At 60.7% G+C, this 22,216-nt stretch carries 19 protein-coding genes and 1 tRNA gene; 4 read left to right on the top strand and 16 right to left on the bottom strand.

The genetic code is table 11. The annotated features are described in order from the left end of the window. Positions 1 to 221: 221 nt before the first annotated feature. The 6 genes from ACR0J1_RS10845 to ACR0J1_RS10820 form a co-directional block, all read right to left on the bottom strand. Positions 222 to 1,004, bottom strand: coding sequence for an SDR family oxidoreductase (locus ACR0J1_RS10845; RefSeq protein WP_480732846.1), 783 nt, complete (start codon positions 1,002 to 1,004; stop codon positions 222 to 224). 21 nt (positions 1,005 to 1,025) lie between these two features. Further along, on the bottom strand, positions 1,026 to 1,988 hold the full coding sequence (locus ACR0J1_RS10840) for a calcium/sodium antiporter (RefSeq protein ID WP_480732845.1): 963 nt from the start codon (positions 1,986 to 1,988) through the stop codon (positions 1,026 to 1,028). A gap of 168 nt (positions 1,989 to 2,156) precedes the next feature. Beyond that, a complete protein-coding gene (locus tag ACR0J1_RS10835) occupies positions 2,157 to 2,954 on the bottom strand; it encodes a S49 family peptidase (RefSeq protein WP_480732844.1) in 798 nt (265 codons plus the stop codon). Between the two features lie 104 nt (positions 2,955 to 3,058). Beyond that, positions 3,059 to 3,820, bottom strand: a complete 762-nt coding sequence (locus ACR0J1_RS10830; RefSeq protein WP_480732843.1) for an ABC transporter permease — start codon at positions 3,818 to 3,820, stop codon at positions 3,059 to 3,061. Then, positions 3,817 to 4,746 carry an ABC transporter ATP-binding protein gene (locus tag ACR0J1_RS10825; RefSeq protein ID WP_480732842.1) on the bottom strand — a complete coding sequence of 310 codons (930 nt, stop codon included), beginning with the start codon at positions 4,744 to 4,746 and terminating at the stop codon, positions 3,817 to 3,819. Before ACR0J1_RS10825 ends, ACR0J1_RS10830 begins: the two co-directional genes overlap by 4 nt. Positions 4,747 to 4,837: 91 nt before the next feature. After that, positions 4,838 to 5,353 (bottom strand): SRPBCC family protein, encoded by a 516-nt coding sequence (locus ACR0J1_RS10820; protein ID WP_480732841.1) that lies wholly within the window; start codon positions 5,351 to 5,353, stop codon positions 4,838 to 4,840. A gap of 135 nt (positions 5,354 to 5,488) precedes the next feature. Between ACR0J1_RS10820 and ACR0J1_RS10815 the strand changes: the two genes are divergently transcribed. After that, entirely contained in the window at positions 5,489 to 6,583 is a 1,095-nt protein-coding gene (locus ACR0J1_RS10815; protein WP_480732840.1) for a CaiB/BaiF CoA transferase family protein, read from the top strand. Between the two features lie 58 nt (positions 6,584 to 6,641). Here ACR0J1_RS10815 and hemE read toward each other — a convergent pair whose 3' ends face one another. Further along, on the bottom strand, positions 6,642 to 7,676 hold the full coding sequence (gene hemE, locus ACR0J1_RS10810; protein WP_480732839.1) for a uroporphyrinogen decarboxylase: 1,035 nt from the start codon (positions 7,674 to 7,676) through the stop codon (positions 6,642 to 6,644). 107 nt (positions 7,677 to 7,783) lie between these two features. Between hemE and hemC the strand changes: the two genes are divergently transcribed. Beyond that, positions 7,784 to 8,740 carry a hydroxymethylbilane synthase gene (gene hemC / locus ACR0J1_RS10805; RefSeq protein ID WP_480732838.1) on the top strand — a complete coding sequence of 319 codons (957 nt, stop codon included), beginning with the start codon at positions 7,784 to 7,786 and terminating at the stop codon, positions 8,738 to 8,740. A 248-nt stretch (positions 8,741 to 8,988) separates the two neighbouring features. Here hemC and ACR0J1_RS10800 read toward each other — a convergent pair whose 3' ends face one another. Both ACR0J1_RS10800 and ACR0J1_RS10795 read right to left on the bottom strand, forming a co-directional pair. Beyond that, positions 8,989 to 11,220: a CHASE2 domain-containing protein gene (locus ACR0J1_RS10800; protein ID WP_480732837.1), complete on the bottom strand. Its 2,232-nt coding sequence runs from the start codon at positions 11,218 to 11,220 to the stop codon at positions 8,989 to 8,991. A 40-nt stretch (positions 11,221 to 11,260) separates the two neighbouring features. Continuing rightward, positions 11,261 to 12,196, bottom strand: a complete 936-nt coding sequence (locus ACR0J1_RS10795; RefSeq protein WP_480732836.1) for a FecR family protein — start codon at positions 12,194 to 12,196, stop codon at positions 11,261 to 11,263. A gap of 311 nt (positions 12,197 to 12,507) precedes the next feature. Between ACR0J1_RS10795 and ACR0J1_RS10790 the strand changes: the two genes are divergently transcribed. Continuing rightward, positions 12,508 to 12,597, top strand: a tRNA-Ser gene (locus ACR0J1_RS10790). Between the two features lie 161 nt (positions 12,598 to 12,758). On the opposite strand, the gene gyrB is transcribed toward ACR0J1_RS10790, so the two are convergent. Next, positions 12,759 to 15,176: a DNA topoisomerase (ATP-hydrolyzing) subunit B gene (gene gyrB / locus ACR0J1_RS10785; protein WP_480732835.1), complete on the bottom strand. Its 2,418-nt coding sequence runs from the start codon at positions 15,174 to 15,176 to the stop codon at positions 12,759 to 12,761. Positions 15,177 to 15,277: 101 nt separating this feature from the next. Continuing rightward, positions 15,278 to 15,844 carry a TetR/AcrR family transcriptional regulator gene (locus ACR0J1_RS10780; RefSeq protein ID WP_480732834.1) on the bottom strand — a complete coding sequence of 189 codons (567 nt, stop codon included), beginning with the start codon at positions 15,842 to 15,844 and terminating at the stop codon, positions 15,278 to 15,280. Between the two features lie 100 nt (positions 15,845 to 15,944). Between ACR0J1_RS10780 and ACR0J1_RS10775 the strand changes: the two genes are divergently transcribed. Continuing rightward, positions 15,945 to 16,511, top strand: coding sequence for a carboxymuconolactone decarboxylase family protein (locus ACR0J1_RS10775; protein ID WP_480732833.1), 567 nt, complete (start codon positions 15,945 to 15,947; stop codon positions 16,509 to 16,511). Here ACR0J1_RS10775 and recF read toward each other — a convergent pair. From recF to ACR0J1_RS10750, 5 genes are all read right to left on the bottom strand, one after another. Continuing rightward, a complete protein-coding gene (gene recF, locus ACR0J1_RS10770; protein WP_480732832.1) occupies positions 16,508 to 17,602 on the bottom strand; it encodes a DNA replication/repair protein RecF in 1,095 nt (364 codons plus the stop codon). The genes ACR0J1_RS10775 and recF overlap by 4 nt on opposite strands. Before the next feature lie 59 nt (positions 17,603 to 17,661). Next, a complete protein-coding gene (gene dnaN / locus ACR0J1_RS10765) occupies positions 17,662 to 18,783 on the bottom strand; it encodes a DNA polymerase III subunit beta (RefSeq protein WP_480531676.1) in 1,122 nt (373 codons plus the stop codon). A 226-nt stretch (positions 18,784 to 19,009) separates the two neighbouring features. Further along, positions 19,010 to 20,380 (bottom strand): chromosomal replication initiator protein DnaA, encoded by a 1,371-nt coding sequence (dnaA, locus tag ACR0J1_RS10760; protein WP_480732831.1) that lies wholly within the window; start codon positions 20,378 to 20,380, stop codon positions 19,010 to 19,012. A 542-nt stretch (positions 20,381 to 20,922) separates the two neighbouring features. Then, positions 20,923 to 21,186 carry a 30S ribosomal protein S20 gene (gene rpsT, locus ACR0J1_RS10755; RefSeq protein ID WP_142638226.1) on the bottom strand — a complete coding sequence of 88 codons (264 nt, stop codon included), beginning with the start codon at positions 21,184 to 21,186 and terminating at the stop codon, positions 20,923 to 20,925. Positions 21,187 to 21,415: 229 nt separating this feature from the next. Further along, the gene (locus ACR0J1_RS10750; protein ID WP_480732830.1) at positions 21,416 to 22,192 is read right to left on the bottom strand and encodes an enoyl-CoA hydratase; all 777 of its coding nucleotides are present in this window, start codon (positions 22,190 to 22,192) and stop codon (positions 21,416 to 21,418) included. Positions 22,193 to 22,216 lie beyond the last annotated feature (24 nt).

Below are 22,216 nucleotides of genomic sequence, written 5' to 3'. Positions count from 1 at the left end.
ACCACTTCTGTGGATAACTGTGCAGATAACTTTCATGGCGCTCGGATTTTCCCTTGAATCCTTGCCCATTCGTTGATTTGCGTAAAAAATAGGCAAGATATTAACTATCTGTTTTTTAAAGATATTTTATCAAACTCGCGACAAGTGTATGAAAAATAATACAATTTTGTAACGCCTCGGTAACAGAAATGAGAGCAGTGCAAAACTTGCGTCGGATATGTCTATTCTACGCCCAGCACATCCGGCGTCTGCCACCCCAGATGCTGCCCACCATCCACGCACAAAAGCTGTCCGGTGACCGCATGGGCATCCAGAAAATAGCCGAGCGCGGCCGTGATATCCGAGGGGTTTGCGCCGCGTTCCAGAACGGTGCTTTCGCGCTGCGCCTTAAAGTGCTGCACGCTCTGCCGATGGCCCTGCAAGGTGGGGCCTGGGCCGATTGCGTTGACGCGGATGGCGGGCGTCAGCGCTTGTGCCGCCGTCCGGGTCAGGGCCCACAGGCCCATCTTGGCGATGGTGTAAGACATGAATTCCGGGGTCAGCTTGCGCACCCGCATGTCGACCATGTTGACGATCAGGCCCGTGGCCTGCGGCTCTCCCATCGCGTCCGGTTCCGGCTGCAGCCCCTGTTCGGCCATCGCCTGCGTCAGAACGAAGGGCGCGCGCAGGTTGCTGTCGAGATGCCGGTCCCAGCTTTGCCGGGTTGCGGTTTGAATGTTGTCATATTCAAAGATCGAAGCGTTGTTCACCAGACAGGTAATCGGCCCACCCAGCGCCTGCGCCGCACGGGGCAGCAGGGCGCTGACTTGTGCCTCGTCCAGCAGATCGGCCTGCAGCGCAACCGCGTTGTTGCGGCCCAGTGCCTGTATCTCGGCCACTATGTCCTGCGCTGGTGCCTCGGACGTGGCATAGTGCACCGCCACATCGTAACCGCGCTGCGCCAGATACAGCGCCATGGCCCGTCCCAGCCGTATTCCGGCCCCTGTCACCAACGCTCGGGTCATCGGATGGCTCCTCCGGTCAGGTCACGCCAGCAGGCTGACGATGTAGATCACATAAAGCAGCGTCAGGATCAGGCCCCAGGTCCGCGTGATGTCGCGCTTGAAGAACACGAACGGCATCAGCAACAGCGACGCACCCAGCATGACCCACAGATCGAAGCGCAGGAATTCCGGGTCCACGGGGATGCGACCGAACAGCGTGGCAATGCCGATGATGGCCAGAAGGTTGAACATATTCGACCCGATGACATTGCCCAGCGCCACATCCGCCTGCCGGCGCAGCGCGGCCATCACGGTGGTCGCCAGTTCGGGCAGAGAGGTCCCCACCGCAATCAGCGTCAGCCCGATCACCGTTTCGCTGACCCCATAATCGCGGGCGATGATGGTCGCGTTGTCCACCAGCAGATGCGCCCCCATCGGCAAGCCGATCAGGCCCAGGATCAGGTAAACCGACACTTTCCAATAGGGCATGTCGGGGTCGGCCTCTTCCAGCCCGTCAAGATCGTCATCATCAGCGCAGGCCTCTCCACAAGCCTTACGATGGGCCTTGGCCTCGCGGAAGGCATTCAGCAGCACCAGACCCAGCGCCGCCAGCAAAATCGCCCCGCTGAGCAGGTTGAACACGCCGCAAAAGGCCAGTCCGATAAACAGGACCGAGGCCATCAGCATGAAGACATAGTTCTTGCGGCTGTCGCATTCGCTTGTGTGCAGCGTCGCTAGCAGCGCGGGCAAGCCCAGCACCAGCAGGATATTTGCGGTGTTCGACCCCACCACGTTGCCCAGCGCAATACCCGGCGCGTTTTCCTGAATGGCGCTGATTGCGATCAGCAACTCAGGGGCCGAGGTGCCAAAGGCCACAATGGTCAGACTGACGATCAGCGCAGGCACGCCCAGACGCAGGCTCAGGTTCACGGCCCCACGGACCAGAGCATCACCGGCCAGCAGCAGGATCAACAGGCCCAGACCTGAATACAGCCACGCCGTCATCCGCGTCCCCTCTTTTCACAAGGACAGGGGCCCTTGCCGATCCGGAAACGCCCGCAGCGCGGGCATTTCGCTGAACTCAGCCGTTTCTGCCCCGGAAAGCGCAGTTTGCCGAACATGGCCAGAACGCCCATGCCGATCAGAAAGAGGGTGACGGCTTTGATGATCACGCTACAACCCGAACCGCGCAAAGGCCGCGCGTTCCTCAAGACCGGCAATCGCATCTTCCGCCAGCGTGGCACCGAACCGCGACCAGATCGGTTTGCGCATTCCGTACCGGCGGAACTTGATCTTCTCGCCGAACCGCTCCTGCATCTTCGGTTTCAGATGCGCGATCCCGTCGATCAAGCCCAGTTCCTGCGCGCGGCGGGCCAGCCAGACCTCGCCGTTGAACAGATCGGTATTGGCGTCCAGCTTGCCCTCGCGCCGGGTTTTGACATGGGTGATGAAGTTCTCATGGATATCGCCCAGCAGAACCTTGAGCCGCGCAACATCTTCTTTCTTCTCGGGCGCAAACGGGTCCAGCATCGACTTTGATGTGCCTGCTGTATGCACGCGGCGCTCGAACCCTTGCCGCGCCAGAAAGACATGCGCGCCGAAGCCTGACGAGATCACCCCGATCGAGCCCAGAACCGAGCTGTCATCCGCATAAATCTCATCCGCCGCAGCCGCCAGCCAGTACCCGCCCGAGGCGGCAACATCCTCGACAAAGGCATAAACGGGGATGTTCAACTCTTCTGCCAGCCGCCGGATACGCGCCCCGATCAGTGAGCTTTGCACCGGTGAGCCGCCGGGCGAGTTGACCTCAAGCGCGACGGCCACAGGCTTGCCTTTGCGAAAGGCTTTTTCCAGCACCGGCGCCAGCGCAGTGGCATTCATAGACCCACGCCCGGCCATTCCGATGGCACCAGACAGACGGACCACGGCCACAAAGGGCTGCTTTTTCAGGAACGGCAGGCTTAGTTTCATGGAAGCCGATGTAGAGCGCGCCCAAGCCGTTAACAAGGGACCGGCGGGACCATAAACGCGACGTGAACCAATTTCCCACACCTCATGGGCAAAAATGCAACGCCCTAGCTGCGGATGCGCCAGCCGGTTTTGAAGATCCAGCCGATCACCGCAAGGCACAGCCCGGTGAAGGCGAGGATAGCCAGAAGGCTCCAGAAGATCGGCACATCTGCGATGCCGTAGAAGGACCAGCGGAAGCCGGAAATCAAGTATACGACAGGGTTGAACAGGGTGATCGTCTGCCATACGGGCGGCAGCATCGAGATGGAATAAAACGTCCCCCCCAGAAAGATCAGGGGCGTGACGATCAGTTGCGGGATCAGCGACATCTGTTCGAAATTGCTGGCCCAGATGCCGACGATAAAGCCCAGCAGCGAAAAGCTGAGGCAGGTCAGCACCAGGAAGGCCACCATCGCCAACGGGTGCTCGATCCGTATATCCACAAAGAACGTAGCGGTTATCAGAATCACCACCCCCACGAATAGCGCCTTGGTCGCCGCCGCGCCGACATAACCGATCACGATCTCTATGAAATTGACCGGTGCCGAAAGCAGCTCATAGATCGTGCCCAGAAACTTGGGGAAATAAATGCCGAACGACGCGTTCGAGATCGCCAGCATCACCACCGACAACATGATCAGCCCCGGCACGATGAACGCCCCGTATGAGACCCCCTCGACCTCTTGAATCCGGCTGCCAATGGCGGTGCCGAAGACCACGAAATAGAGCGACGTGGACAGGACCGGCGACAGAAAGCTCTGAGCCAGAGTGCGGAAGAACCGGGCCATTTCGAACCGGTAGATGGCGGCAATGGCGGACCAGTTCATGCGGGCTCTCCCGAGACAAGATTGACGAAGATCTCTTCAAGGCTCGACTGCCGTGTCTGCACATCGCGTAGCACCAACCCGGCCTGCGCCACATCGTTCAGCAACGTGGTGATCCCGGTGCGTTCAGCGTTGGTATCATAGGTATAGATCAGCACATCTCCATCGCCATTCAGTGCAAGATGATGTTCCGAGAGGCTGTCGGGAATGGCTGGGATCGGGTCGGTCAGCATCACTTCGATCTGCTTTTTGCCCATCTGCGCCATCAGGGTGTCCTTGTCCTGCACCAGCAGCAGTTCACCCTTGTCGATGACGCCAACGCGGTCGGCAATCGCCTCGGCTTCTTCGATGTAGTGGGTGGTCAGGATGATGGTCACGCCTGCCTGTTTCAGCTCGGCCACGATCTCCCACATATCCTTGCGCAGCTCGACATCGACCCCGGCGGTGGGTTCATCCAGAAACAGCACGCGCGGCTCATGCGCCAGCGCTTTGGCGATCAGCACCCGGCGTTTCATCCCGCCCGACAGCTCCTTGATCGCATTGCGCCGCTTGTCCCACAGCGACAGCTTGCGCAGGATTTCCTCGATCCGGGCATTATCGCGCCCGTGACCAAACAGACCGCGCGAGAAGCGGACGGTGTTCCAGACCTTCTCGAACGGCTCCAGCGCGATTTCCTGCGGCACAAGCCCGATCATCTTGCGGGCGGCGCGGAACTCGGTCTGGATATCATGTCCACCCACAGTGACCGACCCCGAGGTCGGCGTGGTGATCCCGCATACAGTCGAGATCAGCGTCGTCTTGCCCGCGCCATTGGGGCCCAACAGCGCCAGAATCTCACCTTCCTCAATGTCCAGAGTCACGCCTTTGAGCGCCTCAAAGCCATCGGCATAAGATTTGCGCAAATCCCGGATCGATAGAATGGTTGTCATGTGGCCCCTCGTTCTGACCTCGCAACCTATCGCGCCCAAGGGGCCGGGAACAGCCCCTTTACGCACAGCGCCCTGCGCGCCTGCGCACGCGCTAGTCGCGGCCTGTCAAACGCCCCAGCCAGCCCGCTTTGGCGTCACTTTCGGGGGCGTCCTCCTCCAGTTCGGGATCATCGAAATGCGCCTGCAGATTGGCAAAGAACTGATCCGCCATCTTTCTGGCAAACCCGTCGATCAGACGGCTGCCCAGCTGCGCCAGTTTACCGCCGACCTTGGCCTCGACCTCATAGCTCAGAACCGTGCCGCCCGTGTCCGAGGGTTCCAGCGTCACATGCGCGCTGCCCTTGGCAAAACCCGCCGCACCGCCCTTGCCTTCTCCGGCGATGGTCAGGCGCTGGGGTTCAACCATGTCGGACATGACGACCGTGCCCTTGAAGGTGGCCTTCACCGGGCCAACCTTTTGCACCACCTTGGCCTCATAGCCGTCTGCCGGATTGCCCGTGATCTCTTGCGCGCCGCCGATGCAGGCTTTCAGCACCTCGGGGTCCAGCAGGGCGCTGTAGACAGCGGCGGGCGAGGCCTGAATTTCACGCGTATCGTTCAGCTGCATCAAAAGACCTCTTTCACAATTCTGCACCCGACCTAGCCCCGAAACGGCGGCGCAAGCAACCCATTTGCCATCGCGCTTCATTCTCTGCTTGCAATCAATAACCCGGGACGAAACCCTGACCCGCAGGAGGACCCCATGCTGGCAGGTTTGCGCATCATCGAATTCGAAGGCCTCGGCCCGGCCCCATTTGCCGCCATGATGCTTGCGGATATGGGGGCCGACGTTATCACCATCCACCGCAAAGGCGGCGCGATCACCCCCGGCATGCCTGAACGCTCGCTGCTGGATCGCGGCAAACGCTCGATCGCGCTGGACCTGAAAGATCGCGAAGACCTGAGCATCGCCAAACGCCTGATCACCACCGCCGACGCGCTGATCGAAGGCTTTCGCCCCGGCGTGATGGAGAACTTGGGCCTTGGCCCCGAACCCTGCCACCAGATCAACCCCAAAATGGTCTATGGCCGCATGACCGGCTGGGGGCAGCACAGCCCTCTGTCGGAAACCGCTGGCCATGATCTGAACTATATCGCCATGTCGGGCGCCCTATGGTACGCTTCACAACCTGATCAGCCACCCCAGACACCGGCCACGCTGGTCGGCGATATCGGCGGCGGCGCGATGTATCTGGTGGCCGGTCTTCTGGCCGGGCTGCTCAACGCGCAACGCACCGGCAAAGGCACAGTGGTCGACGCCGCCATCTATGACGGCTCGGCCCATATGATGAACCTGCTGATGAGCCTGCGCCAAACCGGCAACCTGTCAGACACCCGTGGCCAAAGCCTGCTGGACGGCCCCCATTGGAGCCGCACCTACACCTGCGCCGATGGCGGCCACATTTCGGTACAATGCCTGGAGCCCAAGTTCTACGCCTGCTTTCTGGATCTGCTGGGCCTCTCAGAAGACCCCGACTTCGCCCAACAATACGACCCCTCTTACTGGCCCCGGCTGACAGACCGGCTCAAGTCCCTGTTCGCCAGCCAACCCCGCGACCACTGGACAGCCCTTTTTCAAGGCACCGACGCCTGCGTCGCCCCGGTCCTGTCCCCGAACGAAGCGCAAGCGCATCCGATGAATACCGCCCGCCAAACATGGATCGACTCCGACGGAACAAAACAAGCCGCCGCCGCCCCACGCTTCTCGACCCACGACTGGCACCCCAAACCCAGCCCCAAACGCGGCGAGCACGCACAGGACATCCTGAACGAACTCCCGCCCGCTTCATCTGGCTAAAAATATCCCGGGGGTGAATTGGCCGCAGGCCAAGAGGGGGCTGGCCCCCTCGCCTGGCTCACCGCCCGCGCACCGTATCGATCATCAACTGAACATTCTCAGGATCCGCATCCGGCGTAATCCCATGCCCCAGATTGAAGATATGCGGCCCCTTCGAGAACGCCTCGACAATCGCGCGCGTCTCATCCACCAGCGCTTGTCCACCGGTCACCATATGGGACGAGGCCAGATTGCCCTGCACGCAGCCATCGACCTGCACATGCTTTGCCGCCCAATCCGGCGACACGGAATTGTCCAGCGCCACGCAATCGACACCCGTGGCCTTGGCAAAGCCGACATATCCCTCACCCGCCTCGCGCGGGAAGCCGATCACCGGAATACCCGGATGCCGGGCCTTGATGGCCTGCGTGATCACCCGGCAGGGCTCAACAGCGTATTTCTGGAACGCCTCGCCCTTCAAAGATCCCGCCCAGCTGTCGAAAATCTTGACCACCTCGGCCCCGGCCTCGATCTGGGCCGACAGATATTCGATTGTTGCCAGAGTAATCCGATCCAGCAGAGCCTCGAACAGAACGGTGTTTTCTTCACGCAACGCGTGCGCAGGCCCCTGATCCGGCGTACCACGCCCGGCGATCATATAGGTGGCCACTGTCCACGGCGCGCCTGCGAAACCGATCAGAGTGGTCTCGGACGGCAATTCCCGCGACAGGATGCGCACGGTCTCATAGATCGGCGAGAGCGTCTCGTGGATATCCTCAACCGGTTTCAGCGCATCGAAATCCGATTGCTGCGTGATCGTCGACAGGCGTGGGCCTTCGCCGGTGACAAACCACAGATCAGCGCCCAGCGCTTGCGGCACCAACAGGATATCGGCAAACAGGATCGCCGCATCAAAGCCATAGCGGCGGATCGGCTGCAAGGTGACCTCGGCTGCAAGCTCGGGGTTGTAACACAGCGACAGGAAATCCCCAGCCTGCGCACGGGTCGCGCGATATTCGGGCAGATAGCGCCCGGCCTGACGCATCATCCAGATCGGTGGAACGTCCTGAACCTCGCCCGCCAGCGCCCGCAGCAATGTCTTTGTCTCGGCCATGTCTGTCCCCAATCTTCTGGTCTGGCGCAACGCGTCGGCCCTCAGTGGCAATTTGTCAAGCTCTGCCCCCATTGTCAGGGCAATGTGACGCGACTAAAGCTGTGCGCATGACTCTTGCATTGCCCACCCCCGCCTCGCCTCTCAAAATCGGTACCCGTGGATCGCCGCTGGCGCTGGCACAAGCGCATGAAACGCGCGCGCGTCTGGGCAAGGCGTTCGACCTGCCCGAAGACGCGTTCGAGATCGTGGTGATCAAGACCACCGGCGACAACCGCGCCATGATCGATGCGGACCGACCGCTGAAAGAGATCGGCAACAAAGGTCTTTTCACCAAGGAAATCGAAGAGGCGATGCTGAAGGGCGAGATCGATATCGCCGTGCATTCGACCAAGGACATGCCGGTGGAACAGCCCCAAGGGCTGGTGCTGGACACGTTCCTGCCGCGCGAAGATGTGCGCGATGCGTTTATCTCTCGCAGCCTGAATTCCATTCACGATCTGCCGCAGGGCGCGGTGGTCGGCACCTCGTCGCTGCGGCGGCGGGCGCAGCTGCTGAACCGCAGGCCCGATCTGAACGTGGTCGAGTTTCGCGGCAACGTGCAAACCCGGTTGAAGAAACTGGCCGATGGCGTGGCCGATTGCACCTTTCTGGCCATGGCCGGGCTGCGCAGGCTGGATATGAAAGACGTCCCCGCCACCGCCATCGCGCCCGAGGATATGCTGCCCGCCATCGCCCAAGGCACCATCGGGATCGAACGGCGCAGCGATGACAGCCGCGCCGCCGAGATGCTTGCGGCCATTCATCATGTGGAAACCAGCCAGCGCCTTGCTGCCGAACGCAGCCTTCTGGCCGGGCTCGACGGGTCCTGCGAAACCCCGATTGCCGGACTGGCCGAGATTCGCGACGGACAGCTGCACCTGCGCGGCGAAGTTCTGCGTCCTGATGGATCCGAGGCGATCAACGAAGAAGCTTCAGGCCCCGCCGAGGACGGGCACGCATTGGGCCGCACCATGGCCGAATCGCTGCTGAAACAGGCCGGTCCCGGTTTCTTCGACTGGCGCTGATTTACTAATTTCGCGTTAATGTGAACTGGATCACTGTCGCCCGAAAGGCGATGGTGCAGTATGAAGTTATTCCGATGAGGGTAGAAGGTCGGTCTCGAATATATCGAAAGTTTTAGCCCGTTTTGTTTTAGATAGTATTCGAGGGGGCGAGATTGTTCCTTTTGTCCGATTGAAGCGGGGCGCGGCTAATTTCAGGCCGTGCCCCGTTTTCCTGTTCGCGAACTGATCCCTGAAACCACGCCACCGCGCTATTCTGCGGCTTTGCGCGCGCCATTGTGGTGGGTGAACATGGCCGACCCGGGCTGCGCCTCGGCCCGAAAATCTGCGATACGGCCCGGCAGCGACCGGTAGAAAGCCTCAAGTCCCGGCTCGACCGCTGCGGATAACGCGCGGCATTCATCGCAGAGCGCAGCAATAGCGGCTTGTGGTTCGCGCCCGCGAATCGCAATCAACAGGCGGGAATGGGCCGCATTGAGGGCCTGAAACTCTGCCCCCTGAGCAAGATCGCGGTTTCCGACCAGAAGGTAGACCGGCTCGGGTTCACTTTTGCCTTTCAGATCGACAAGCCCGGCCTCCAGCAGCGCCAGGTCGGATTTGGCCACCCGCTGGACCGAGCGGGACACGAGAATATCGTAATCCACATGCCGGCAGTTCTGTTCGATGCGGGCCGCAACATTCACCACATCGCCGATCACCGTATAGTTAAAGCGCCGCCGCGATCCGATATTGCCGACACAGGCTGCGCCCGTCGCACAACCAGTTGCCAGGGCGATCGGCGGGCGCCCCCGCATGATGGGCGACGCGTTAAACGTCGTCAGTGCGGCACGCATCTTCAGCGCGGCCCAGGCGGCACGGCACGGGTGATCCTCAACCGGCAGGGGTGCGTTCCAGAATGCCATGACCGCATCGCCGATGAACTTGTCGATGGTGCCCCGTTCGACCAGAATCTGATCGCCGATCTCCGAGAACAGCTCGTTCAGCAGCGTCACAAGATCGGTGGCCGAAACCGATTCCGACAAGGGCGTGAACCCGCGAATATCCGAAAACATCACGGTGATTTCCTGCGTCTCTCCCCCCAGCAGCAGCTGATGGCCGTTGGCCTCCATCTCATCAAGGATTTCGGGGGCGACGTAATGCGAGAATGTCTGGCGGATCACCCGCTTTTCGCGCTCGGTCGAGGCAAACAGGTATCCGGCCAGCAGCCCAAAATTGGCCATTCCACCCGCCAGCGGGAAGGTGGCATCAAACAGCACCGACTGGTTCTGAAACGCCAGCCAGCTGATCGCCATCACCGCCGCCGCCGCCACCCCGCCCGCGACAAAGGACGCCACCGCGCCAAAGCTGGACATGACCACCGTCACCACCACGCCAAGGATCACAAAGGCCAGCAGCTCAAGCGCCGAGGTCACATCGGACCGGTTGAGCATATCTCCCAGCAAGATCTGCTCGATGATCTGAGCGTGGATTGACACTCCGGGCACGGATTCGCCCAATGCCGTTTCGCGCATGTCGAACAGGCCCGCCGCCGAGGTCCCGACCAGAATGATCCGGCCCTCAATCTCGGCCCGCAGCGCGGGGTTGTCCCCCTGTTGCATCACGTCATAGGCCGACAGGTACAGACCCGGGTTGTCGCGCCGATAGCGCACCCAGATCTCACCCTGCTCGGTGGTGGGCAGCAGAAACTCTCCGATCCCCACGCTCAGCATGATGCCGACCTCGTCCTGTGACCCCTCGGCAAAGATGACGGGTTCTCCGATCGCCACCCGCAGCGCCTCGATCCCCAAGGCGGGCAAAACACCATCCGGCCCGGACCACAGCACCGGCACCCGCCGCACGACGCCCAGCCCGCCGATCGGCGACACGTTGACCCCGCCGATCCCGGCTGCGTCCTGCCCCAGCGGCGGGGCCAGCGATGTCCAGTGGTCGACACGCACCAGTCCCGCCGCGGGGTTTTCACCGATTTCAACCAGCCCGGCCTTTGGCACAACCGGGGCACCGCTGTCGGACTGCCGTGCCGCGACACCCAGAACGACCGGCCAGTTGGCCATCTCGGCCCCAAATCTAACATCGTTGTCCAGATCGCGGGCTGCCTGATCCAGCCGGACGAGTCCGGCCAACGCGGGGTCCTGCAGCAACCGCGCGGGGGAATACCTGTCGGGTTCGGCGAACAGCACGTCGAACGCAATCGCAGCAGCGCCGTAGTCACCCAGACGCGCGACCATCTGTGCCAGTTGCGTCCGGGGCCACGGCCATTGACCCCATTCCGCCAGCGATTTTTCATCAATGTCGACGACCCGCACCGGTAGGTCCGGATCGTAGCTGCGTGGCGCCACCCGCTGAAGGACATCGAAGTAAATCAGCCGCGACATCTGCACCGGATAGGGGTCCATGACCCGGACGAAGCAGCCGAGCAGTATCAGCCCCAACCCCACCAGTCGAAATGCCAGACGTCTGCCAAGTTTCTCTTTGATTTTACCCACCACACTCGCCTCCCTGGCGCCGGGGGAAAGGGAAAATACGCTACCAGCCCGCCGTTGCGGTCACGCCGCCCGCCGTCGCGGTGGCCTGAGCACCCGAACCGCCACCAGTTGGACTGGCCGAAACACTCACTCCGCCATCGGAACCAATCTCGGATCTGGTCGAGCCCTGCGCATTTGCCGAAGCGCTTGCCCTTGCCGGTTCCGAACGTTCGGGTGCACGCCGCTCGCGGGCTGGCGGGTCGGAACGCACCTCGGCCCTTTGCGGCGATTCCGGACGTGGTTCGGCCGATCGCCTCGGTGCCACAGCGACGTCACCGGCACAGCCCTCAGCACTCACCTGAAATTGCGGCAGAAGGTCTTTCTGCGACTGGATGAACGGGAACCCGCCCTTCAGAGCCTTGTCATATTGTTGCTGATCCGCAGCGCGCCCCACCTGCCCGCCGGGGGCGGTGGCAAACATGCTGCACTGACGACTGGCCGATCGGCAGGACCCGCGCCGCCCGCACATCTGGACGGTGCCTTCGATCACCAGCATGGCGCTCTGATTCTGTGAGGTGATCCACATATCGAATGTCGTGCCCCGCACCGCCATCGTCGCCGTCGGGGTCTTGATCGAATAAGCGCGTTTTCTGCTTTTGCCCGAGATAAAACGGAAACTGCCCCCCAGCGCCCGAACCGTAAAGTTCTTCGCCTTGCGATTCCCGCGCAGCATGGAAACATCCAGAACCATCCGCGCATTGGGGCCAACCGCGATCTTGGTTTCATCAACAAACACCAGCTGAACCACGCCCGACCCGTTGGTCGCAATGGCGTCACCCGACTCGACCTCCATCCCCTCACGCAGCCGAATGGTCTTACCGGCCCGAGTGACATCAGCGCCTTGCTTGACGCTTAGAACTTTCCCGATTGATGCAGACGTCGACGCCGGAATCGTCGACAGGACGATGAAAACAAAAAACAATCTTAACCAGGCCAAAACCAGTTCCCTTTCCCCCAAAAAGGTTTCTGTTGGGGTCCAAACCGCCCCGAGCCCGATATCTGTCCCTCAGAAAGTTAATTCTGTTTAGTCGTGGAATTTAATAAATCTAAGCAAATATGCGCCATAACGAGTCTGTTTTGCAAGTTTTCGGTTTTGCCCGGCTTGGTTCGAATGTGGTTTCTGAGCGGACACGCCCCATCACGGATGGCCATCAGAGCATCCGAGCGCCGTTTGGCGGCTCAGAAAATTGCGACCAGCCGGGAAAATCGCCTTGTATCCGGACGACATGCAAGGATATACCCGCCAACGGAGACGTGGCCGAGTGGTCGAAGGCGCTCCCCTGCTAAGGGAGTAGGCGGGAAACCGTCTCGAGGGTTCGAATCCCTTCGTCTCCGCCATCAACTTTTCGCAAGGCGAAATGCAAACGGCATCCCGACTATTAAGCGGTAGCCGCTTCAAAGAAACGACGAAAGTCCGCTAAGTTCCGGATATCCCGCCGAATCCGCCATCGCCTTTTGACAATCGCGCCACCCGTGGCGACGCGATCATTCGAGTTTCTTCAGAAATCCAGGTTTTCCACGCTCAGCGCGTTTTGTTGGATGAACTCGCGGCGCGGCTCTACCACGTCGCCCATCAGTTTGGTGAACAGATCGTCGGCCTCAACCATGTCGTCGACGCGGACCTGCAGCAGCGTGCGCGCATCCGGGTCCAGCGTGGTTTCCCACAACTGGTCGGGGTTCATCTCACCCAGACCTTTGTAACGCTGCAGCGAGAGGCCCTTTTCGCCTTCTTCCAGAATCGCGCGCAGCAGGTCCAGTGGGCCGTGGATGGACTGCATTCGATCGCGGCGCACCAGCGTAGCGGGAGTGTTGTAGACCTCTTGCAGGCTTTGCGTGAACGACCCGGTCTTGCGCGCCTCGCCAGAGCGCAGCATGGGGCCGTCGAGCGTGCGGACCTCTTCGACGCCGCGCAGGATGCGGGCTAGACGGATGCCATGATCCTGCGTGATGCGGCCCTGCCAGCCGCGTTCGTATTCCAACGCGATCAGGTCGAGGCGGGCGGCGACCTTGTCGGCGACGCCCTGAAGGTCGGCGTCAACCGCGCCCGGGACGAAAGCTCCGGCGACCGCGGCCTGTTCCAGAATGTGGCGCGGGTAATGCGTCGGGAAGGCGTCCAACACCCGTTTCAACTGCCGCGCTTCGTCGACCACGCGGGTCAGGTCTTGGCCAATGATCTCTTCGCCGGAACCCAGTTTCAGCACCGCGCCCTCGACGCCCTGATGGATCAGGTAGTCATCCAGCGCAGCTTGGTCTTTCAAGTAAACCTCTGATTTACCACGAGAAACCTTATAGAGCGGTGGCTGCGCGATATAGAGATACCCGCCCTCGATCAGCTCGGGCATCTGGCGGTAGAAGAAGGTCAGCAGCAGCGTCCGGATATGCGCGCCGTCCACGTCGGCGTCGGTCATGATGACGATCTTGTGGTAGCGCAGCTTTTCGATGTTGAACTCGTCGCGGCCAATGCCGGTGCCCAGCGCCATCACCAAATTGCCGATTTCCTGCGACGACAGCATCCGGTCAAACCGGGCACGTTCGACGTTCAGGATTTTCCCGCGCAGGGGCAGCACCGCCTGCGTCAGCCGATCCCGACCGGTCTGGGCTGATCCACCCGCGGAATCCCCCTCGACCAGAAAGACTTCAGTCTTCGACGGGTCCTTCTCGGAACAGTCTTTCAGCTTCCCAGCCAGATAGTTCACATCCATCGCCGTCTTGCGGCGGGTCAGTTCGCGGGCCTTGCGCGCAGCCTCACGCGCCAAGGCGGCTTCGATGATCTTGCCGACAATAGTCTTGGCCTCGTTGGGGTTCTCCTCGAACCACTCGGCCAGTTTCTCATTCATCAGACCTTCGACGGCCGGGCGCACCTCGGAGCTGACCAGTTTGTCCTTAGTCTGCGACGAGAACTTGGGATCGGGCACTTTGACCGACAACACACAGGTCAGACCTTCGCGCGCGTCATCGCCGGTAAAGCTGACCTTCTCCTTTTTCGCGATCCCGCTGGACTGCGCGTAGTTGTTGATCGTCCGCGTCAGCGCGCCCCTGAAACCGGCCACATGCGTCCCGCCGTCCCGCTGCGGGATGTTGTTGGTAAAGGGCAGCACCGTCTCGTGATAGCTGTCGTTCCACCACATGGCGATTTCCACGCCGATGTCGTCGCGCTCACCCTTGATATAGATCGGTTCGGGCATCGCAGCGGTCTTGGACCGGTCGAGGTATTTAACGAACTCCTTGACGCCGCCCTCGTAGAACAGTTCGGTCTCAAGCCGTTCGGCGGGCCGTTCATCGATCAGAATGATCCGCACACCCGAGTTCAGAAACGCCAGTTCGCGCAGGCGCTTTTCCAGCGTCTCGAACGAATACTCGAGGTTCGAAAACGTATTGGTCGAGGCCAGAAACCGCACCTCGGTGCCGGTCTGATCGCCGCACTCACCGATCACTTTCAAATGCTCAGCCGTCTCACCGCCCTCAAAACGGGCAATGTGTTCCTTGCCGTTGCGCCAGACGCGCAGTTCCAGCCAATCGGACAGCGCGTTCACCACCGAAACGCCCACGCCGTGCAGGCCGCCCGACACCTTGTACGAGTTGCTATCGAACTTCCCGCCCGCATGAAGCTGGGTCATGATGACCTCGGCGGCCGACACGCCCTCTTCCGGGTGAATATCGACCGGGATTCCGCGCCCGTTGTCGCTGACCGAAACGCTGGAATCAGCATGGATTTTTACGGTCACATGGTCGGCGTGACCGGCCAGCGCCTCGTCAATTCCGTTGTCGACAACCTCATACACCATATGGTGCAGACCCGAGCCGTCATCGGTGTCGCCGATATACATGCCAGGGCGCTTGCGGACGGCCTCCAACCCTTTGAGAACTTTGATGGAATCGGCGCCATATTCCTGGGGTGCCTGTGCGTCTTCGGACATGCCGTGAGTACCTATATTATTTTCGTAACTTATACGTTCTCTGGTGGGGATTGTCACGCGCTCCCCCAAGATTTTGTGTGTCTTGGGGGCAGGCCGGCAGATCAGAGCCGGTCGAGATCGGCAGCGATATCTTCGGCGATAGCCTGCGCATCCACATCGCTGCGCTCGGCCGACAGACGCAGGCCCAGAATGTCGGACTGATAGCGCGCCGCCAGCCGGTCGGGATCGTGATCCGGGCCGATCTGACCCGCCGCCTGCGCGCGCCGGAACAGGGTGGCAAAGCACTCTTTCATAGCCGCCATATGCCCGCGCGCCTGATCGGCCAGATCGTGATCCTTGGCGCGCAATTCGGCAAAGGTCTTAGCCAGCATACAGGCCCGAGCGTCTGCCCCCGCGATCACCAGCAGCGGCTGCGCCTTAAGCGCGGCCAGCGGCCCGAGTTCTTCCGCCAGCGCCATCAGACGCGCCACGCCATCCTGCGCATAGCGGTCCATCGCCAGCGCATAAAGCGCATCCTTGGACCCGAACGCCGCATAAAAGCTGCCGGGCTTCAGTTTCAACTCGCGCTCAAGGTCCTTCAGCGACGTGCCCGCCCAGCCCTGACACCAAAAGATATCGCGCGCCTGTTCGATCAGGGCATCCCGGTCATAGGAAGGTTTGCGGGGCATGGTCATCACCAATTCTTGAACGTCCGCTCAAATATATACTTGAGTGATCGCTCAATAAACCCTATTTCTGTCTCATCGCGCCAAAATCAGGAGTTTTGACATGGCAAACTTCCCGTCCCACGACCTCGAAACCGCCCCAGAAGGGTCCAAACCGCTGCTGGAAAAGTCACAAGCCGCCTTAGGCCGCCTGCCCGGCCTGCACAAGGTCATGGCCGAAAGCCCGCAACATCTTGAGGGCTATCAGGTTCTGCACCACCTCTTCACACAGACCGATTTCGACAATGACGAGAAAACCGTGGTCTGGCAGACCATCAACGTGGAAAACGAGTGCCATTATTGTGTACCCGCCCATACCGGCATCGCCAAGATGATGAAGGTCTCGGACGACATCACCGAAGCGCTGCGTAACGAAACACCGCTGCCCTCGGCCAAGCTTGAGGCGCTGCGCACCTTCACCCTGCAGATGATGCAGACCCGCGGCAACGTGACCGACGAACAGCTGCAGGCCTTCTTCGACGCTGGTTACTCGCACCGCGCGGTTCTGGACGTTGTGCTGGGTCTCGCACAGAAAACCATGTCGAACTACGTCAACCACATGGCACAAACGCCGGTGGACGAGGTGATGCGCGGCTTCCTGTGGGAACGTAAAGTCGGCGAGCCCGCCTAAGCCACGACCGAGCCCTCACCGCTGTCACTAACGATCAACGTCTGGGCCCGGTCTCCCAATTCTGCAAACAACTCAGGCCCGGTGCCCGTCATCCAGGCCTGAGCACCCAGCGCGCAAATCTCGTCATACAGTGCCGCCCGCCGCCCCGCATCCAGATGGGCGGCCACCTCATCCAACAACACAATCGGCGGCGCGCCAACCATCCCCGCCAAAGCTCGTGCGTTAGACAGGATCAGCGACACCAACAACGCCTTTTGCTCTCCAGTTGAACAATCCTTGGCAGGAACCCCCTTGGCAGCAAAAACACCATACAGGTCCGACCGATGCGGCCCCACCAAGGTGCGTCCCGCCGCCAGGTCTCGAAAACGACTTTCATTCAACGCCTCGCGCAGGTCGCCCTCGGTCTTGGGCATCGCACCCTCGGTCTGCACCAACTCCAGATCAGCAGAGGGAAACGCCGTTTCCGCCTGATCCTGCGCCCCGCGCAAATGCTCCAACGCCGCCAGACGGGACGCGTGAATGCGATACCCCATCTCGGCCATTTGCCCCTCTAGCGCTGCATACCAATGCGCGTCCCGCACCTGCTCTTTCAGCAGGCGGTTGCGTTCCCGCATGGCTTTTTCATAGGTCAGAGACGTCTCGGCGTGCGCGGGATCAAAGCTCAGCGCGATGCGGTCCAGAAACCGCCGGCGTCCCTCTGCCCCCTCAATCCAGAGCCGATCCATCGATGGAATCAACCAAACAACCCGCGCCAGCCGCCCCAGATCAACCTGTGTCGCAGACTTCTCATCAATCCGAACCTGCCGCGCCGCGCCGCCTTCGGACCAGGTCTCGATCTCATAGGCCTGCCCTTGCGCCTGCAACAGTCCCGACAGCTTCCATCCCAGCGCCTCGGGCCGTCGAGTCATCTCAGCCGCGCTCGCCCGCCGCATCCCGCGTCCGGGCGAGAACAAAGACACGGCTTCCAGAATATTGGTCTTACCGGCCCCGTTCGGCCCATGGATCGCCACCGGTCGGCCATCCAATGACAACCGCGCCAATTTATGAGACCGAAAGTGCGAGACCGTAAGCTCGGTCAGGGCCAATCCCATGACCCCTCCCTTCATCTTTTCAAAAATACTCCCGCCGGAGGCATCGCGCGTCAGCGCGATCAGACGCGCATCGGCATAACCACATAAACCGCGCTCTGATCATTGCCTTCGCGCATCAGCGTTGGATCACCCGCTGAGTTGAACATGAACACCGCGTTCTCGCGATCCACCTGAGACGCAATCTCCAGCAGATATTTGGCGTTGAACCCAATCTCCAGCCGCTCATCGCCATAGGCCACGGCCAGCTCTTCTTCGGCCGCACCGCTGTCCGGCGCATTGACCGACAGCACCAGCTTGTCGCCATCCAACTGCAGCTTCACCGCGCGCGAGCGTTCGGACGAAACGGTCGCCACCCGGTCCACTGCCTGCGCGAACTCAGCAGCATCCACCTCAAGCTTGCGCGTGTTGCCCTGCGGAATGACACGCGTGTAGTCCGGGAATGTGCCGTCGATGACTTTCGAGGTCAGGGTGATGTCCGGCGTCGCAAACCGCACCTTGGTTTCGCTGACCGAAACGGCGATGTCCATCTCGTCATCTTCCAGTAGTTTGCGCAGCTCACCCACGGTTTTGCGCGGCACGATCACACCGGGCATGTCCGCCGCGCCATCCGGCAGATCCGCATCGATCCGCGCCAGACGGTGGCCATCGGTGGCCACGCAGCGCAACACTTTGCCGCCTTCGGACCCATCCGCCACATGCATGTAGACGCCGTTCAGATAATACCGCGTCTCTTCGGTGGAAATCGCAAATTTCGACTTGTCGAACAACCGCCGCAGCAGCGCCGCCGAGGCGGTAAAGTTCGACGCGTATTCCGAGGACGCCATGACCGGGAAATCCTCTTTCGGCAGCGTCGCCAGCGAGAAATTCGACCGACCCGCCTCGACCGTCAGACGACCCGCAGCACTATCGGCGGTCAGCGTCACCAGCGCGCCATCGGGCAGCTTGCGGACAATCTCGTGCAGGGTTGTTGCAGCAACGGTTGTCGCCCCGGCCTTCTCGACCTGCGCAGGGGCCTTGTCGACCACCTCGATATCCAGATCGGTGGCACGGAACTGCACCTGATCGCCCTCGGCCTCGATCAGCACGTTGGCCAGGATCGGAATGGTGTTCCGGCGCTCAACCACGGATTGGGCCTGCGAAACGGCCTTGAGAAGGGTGCCGCGTTCGATGCTGATCTTCATACCCTCTGTTCCTCTGACTTGCGTGCCGAAAATGGGCGGGACTGGCACGTTAGCGTCTCAGCCCTGAGGCACAAGGATTTTTTATGGATTTCTGGGTCGGAATACCCCTAGCGTCAAGGGGTGCATGCCCGGCAGGGCTCAGTTCCCGTCCGACCGTGGACTAATGCGCACAAGAAAACGCCCTGGCGTGAGGGTCCGGGGCGTTCTTGGGGAAATCAGACAGACCTCAGGCCTCAAGCGACCGGCGCAGCATCTCGACATCTTCGGCGATCTGGCCGTCGGTGGTTTTCAACTCTTCGATCCGCTTGACGCCATGCATCACCGTGGTGTGGTCGCGGCCACCGAAACGGCGACCGATCTCGGGCAGCGACCGGCTGGTCAGTTGCTTGCACAGATACATCGCCACCTGACGCGGACGCGCGTATGAGCGCAGGCGCTTGGGGCCGATGATATCGCTGAGGCGAATGTTGTAGTACTCGGATACCTTGCGCTGGATCTCTTCGACGGTGATCTTGCGCTCGGACATGCGCAGCACATCAGCCAGACAATCCTGCGTCAGGTCCATGTCAATCTCACGACCCACCAGCGAGGCGAAGGCAAAGAGACGGGTCAAAGCCCCCTCCAGCACGCGCACATTGGTCGAAATCCGCTGGGCGAGGAACTCCAGCACTCCATCCGTGATGGTCAGGTCGGGATAGGTGGTGGCGTATTGCTGCACCTTGTTCTGCAGGATGCCCAGACGCAATTCGTAATCGGTGGGGTGCAGATCGACGACCAGACCACATTGCAGGCGCGATTTCACGCGGTCCTCAAGATCCTTGATCTCACCGGGTGCGCGATCGGCCGAGATGATGATCTGCTTGTTCTGATCCACCAGCGCATTGAAGGTGTGAAAGAACTCTTCCTGTGTGGAATCCTTGCCGGCGATGAACTGCACATCATCCACCATCAGCACGTCGACCGAGCGGAACAGATGCTTGAAATCCATCATCCGACGCTCACGCAGGGCTTGCACAAAGCGGTACATGAACTGTTCCGCCGACAGGTACAGCACGTTCAGCTCGGGGTGTTTGGTTTTCAGCTCCCACGCGATGGCGTGCATCAGGTGGGTCTTACCAAGGCCGACACCGCCATACAGAACCAGCGGGTTGAAGGTGACAGGTCCGCCCTCGGACACGCGCCGCGCGGCGGCATGGGCCAACTCGTTGGGCTTGCCGACCACGAAGCTGTCAAAGGTGAACCGCGCATCCAGCGGGGCCGCCTGAAGCGCCTCGAGCGCGTCATTTGCCACATCCACCACAGCAGGCTGCGGTGCGGGCTTCGGGGCTTCGGCCTGTGCCGGACGCGCCGGAGAATTCGCCGCCGTACGGAACGCCAGCCGCTGAACGGATTCGCCGGATGTGTTCAGTTCATAAAGAATGAGGTCTGCAAAATTCTGACTGACATAGTTGCCCATAAAGTTGGTCGGGGCAGAAAACACCGCCACACCATCCTGCAACTCTTCAAATTTCAGAGGTTCGATCCAGGTGGTGAAGTTGTTCTTACCAACAACCTTCATCAACTTGTTCCGCAACTGTCCCCATTTCTCTTGTGTCATTCGGCGCCTCACGCATCCCATCTTTATTGGCCCAGCGGCCTTATTAATGTGTCCCGGTTTTCCGGGTCTTATGACGCGTTCACACACAGGGATACCTGCACCAGACCATGGGGTCTGGCGGGTATGATCGAAGATCAGCGCAGCCCAATAGGGCAGCACCCCGTAACGGGGACGCCCCCGGAGACCGGGATGCGCATGACTTCCAATGTTTCGACAGGGCCAGAGTTATCGGGATACCCGAAACCCAGAGCAGATCGTCCAACCGGCCAAAGCCAGCTTTCGAACATTCGTTCCCGTGATCCTTCCGATGCCCGTCAGTCAGATCGCCGGAACAGCCTGTCCCCCCAAGCGAGTGAATCGCTGATCTAGTGGTAACAACAGGGTGCCGCCGCGGGCAATCAAACTCTGATATTGACTCGGGGTTCGGGGCGAAAGAATCTCTCGGTTTCGTGAAGACGCGGCTTTCGCGCAACAATGAAAAAGGCGCCGCACGTGGCGACGCCTTTTTCGCAGATCAACGCTTGACGCGCTTTCCGGCAGAATCAGCCCAGCGCTTTGACGCGAGCCGACAGGCGGGACATTTTGCGCGATGCGGTGTTCTTGTGGAAGACGCCTTTGGTGACACCGCGCATCAGCTCGGGCTGGGCTGCGCGCAGGGCAGCGGTTGCTGCATCCTTGTCGCCAGATGCGATCGCTTCTTCGACTTTGCGCAGATAGGTGCGGATGCGCGAACGACGTGCTTTGTTGACGGCGAAACGCTTTTCGTTCTGACGGGCGCGTTTCTTTGCCTGGGGCGAATTTGCCATGTGACTTTGACCTTTGTTCGGTACGGTTATCTTGGGTTGCGCGCCACGGGAATTATCCGCACCGGATCAGAAATCACGAGTGTGAGTCGGGCCAGGCGGGCCGCACGCGCATGTATAGCGGCGCTTACTATCCAAGTTGTGCGGGTTTGCCAAGCGGAATCTTGACCCCGCGCTGCGGCCATGAAAAAGGCGGGACCAAGCCCGCCTGTTTACGCGCCCGAAGCCGGGATTACTTGTCGCGGAACTGCGCCGCGCGTTTTTCCAGAAAGGCCGCCATGCCCTCTTTCTGATCCTCGGTGGCAAACATCGAGTGGAAGACCCGGCGTTCGAACAGCATCCCCTCGCTGAGCGGCAACTCATAGCTGCGGTTCACCGCCTCTTTCGCCGCAAGCGTCGAGATCTGGGATTTCTCCGCAATCTTCTGGGCGGCACCCGTCGCCTCTTCGATCAGTTTCTTAGCGGGAACCACACGGCTGACCAGTCCGGCACGTTCGGCTTCTTCAGCATCCATAAAACGCCCGGTCAGGTTCATGTCCATCGATTTGGACTTGCCCACGAAACGGGTCAGGCGCTGGCTGCCACCCAACCCGGCAATGACGCCCAGATTGATCTCGGGCTGACCGAACTTGGCGGTATCGGCGGCGATGATGAAGTCGCACAACATCGCCAACTCGCACCCGCCACCCAGCGCATAGCCCGCCACGGCCGCAATGATCGGCTTGCGAATGGCCGAGATGCGATCATTGGCATCCGCGAACAGGTTGATGTTGAACACGTCAACAAAACTCATCTCGGACATCTCTTTGATATCCGCGCCAGCAGCGAAAGCCTTTTCCGAGCCGGTGATGACGATGCAGCGCACCTTGTCGTTCTTGTCAGCATCCTCCAACGCCTCGCACAGCTCACCCAGCAGCTGGGTGTTCAGCGCGTTCATTGCGTCGGGTCTGTAGAGTTTGATGAGGGCGACGTGGTCTTCAATTTCGACGATGATCGTCTCAAAAGCCATGAGGTGTAAGCTTCCGGTTGTTCC

The sequence above is a fragment of the Ruegeria sp. CJ3 genome, assembly GCF_056536725.1.
The sequence above is the reverse complement of the archived record's forward strand: the minus strand, read 5'-3'. Positions and strand labels throughout refer to the sequence as shown.

Bases quoted from the DNA above. Each gene is read 5' to 3' on its own strand.
- ACR0J1_RS10815 (WP_480732840.1), top strand. From the start codon at position 5,489: ATGCTGGCAGGTTTGCGCATCATCGAATTCGAAGGCCTCGGCCCGGCC.
- ACR0J1_RS10780 (WP_480732834.1), bottom strand. From the start codon at position 15,844: ATGCCCCGCAAACCTTCCTATGACCGGGATGCCCTGATCGAACAGGCG.
- ACR0J1_RS10840 (WP_480732845.1), bottom strand. From the start codon at position 1,988: ATGACGGCGTGGCTGTATTCAGGTCTGGGCCTGTTGATCCTGCTGCTG.
- ACR0J1_RS10825 (WP_480732842.1), bottom strand. From the start codon at position 4,746: ATGACAACCATTCTATCGATCCGGGATTTGCGCAAATCTTATGCCGAT.
- hemE (WP_480732839.1), bottom strand. From the start codon at position 7,676: ATGGCCGAGACAAAGACATTGCTGCGGGCGCTGGCGGGCGAGGTTCAG.
- ACR0J1_RS10820 (WP_480732841.1), bottom strand. From the start codon at position 5,353: ATGCAGCTGAACGATACGCGTGAAATTCAGGCCTCGCCCGCCGCTGTC.
- rpsT (WP_142638226.1), bottom strand. From the start codon at position 21,186: ATGGCAAATTCGCCCCAGGCAAAGAAACGCGCCCGTCAGAACGAAAAG.
- recF (WP_480732832.1), bottom strand. From the start codon at position 17,602: ATGGGATTGGCCCTGACCGAGCTTACGGTCTCGCACTTTCGGTCTCAT.
- gyrB (WP_480732835.1), bottom strand. From the start codon at position 15,176: ATGTCCGAAGACGCACAGGCACCCCAGGAATATGGCGCCGATTCCATC.
- ACR0J1_RS10830 (WP_480732843.1), bottom strand. From the start codon at position 3,820: ATGAACTGGTCCGCCATTGCCGCCATCTACCGGTTCGAAATGGCCCGG.
- hemC (WP_480732838.1), top strand. From the start codon at position 7,784: ATGACTCTTGCATTGCCCACCCCCGCCTCGCCTCTCAAAATCGGTACC.
- ACR0J1_RS10775 (WP_480732833.1), top strand. From the start codon at position 15,945: ATGGCAAACTTCCCGTCCCACGACCTCGAAACCGCCCCAGAAGGGTCC.
- ACR0J1_RS10845 (WP_480732846.1), bottom strand. From the start codon at position 1,004: ATGACCCGAGCGTTGGTGACAGGGGCCGGAATACGGCTGGGACGGGCC.
- ACR0J1_RS10835 (WP_480732844.1), bottom strand. From the start codon at position 2,954: ATGAAACTAAGCCTGCCGTTCCTGAAAAAGCAGCCCTTTGTGGCCGTG.
- dnaA (WP_480732831.1), bottom strand. From the start codon at position 20,380: ATGACACAAGAGAAATGGGGACAGTTGCGGAACAAGTTGATGAAGGTT.
- dnaN (WP_480531676.1), bottom strand. From the start codon at position 18,783: ATGAAGATCAGCATCGAACGCGGCACCCTTCTCAAGGCCGTTTCGCAG.
- ACR0J1_RS10750 (WP_480732830.1), bottom strand. From the start codon at position 22,192: ATGGCTTTTGAGACGATCATCGTCGAAATTGAAGACCACGTCGCCCTC.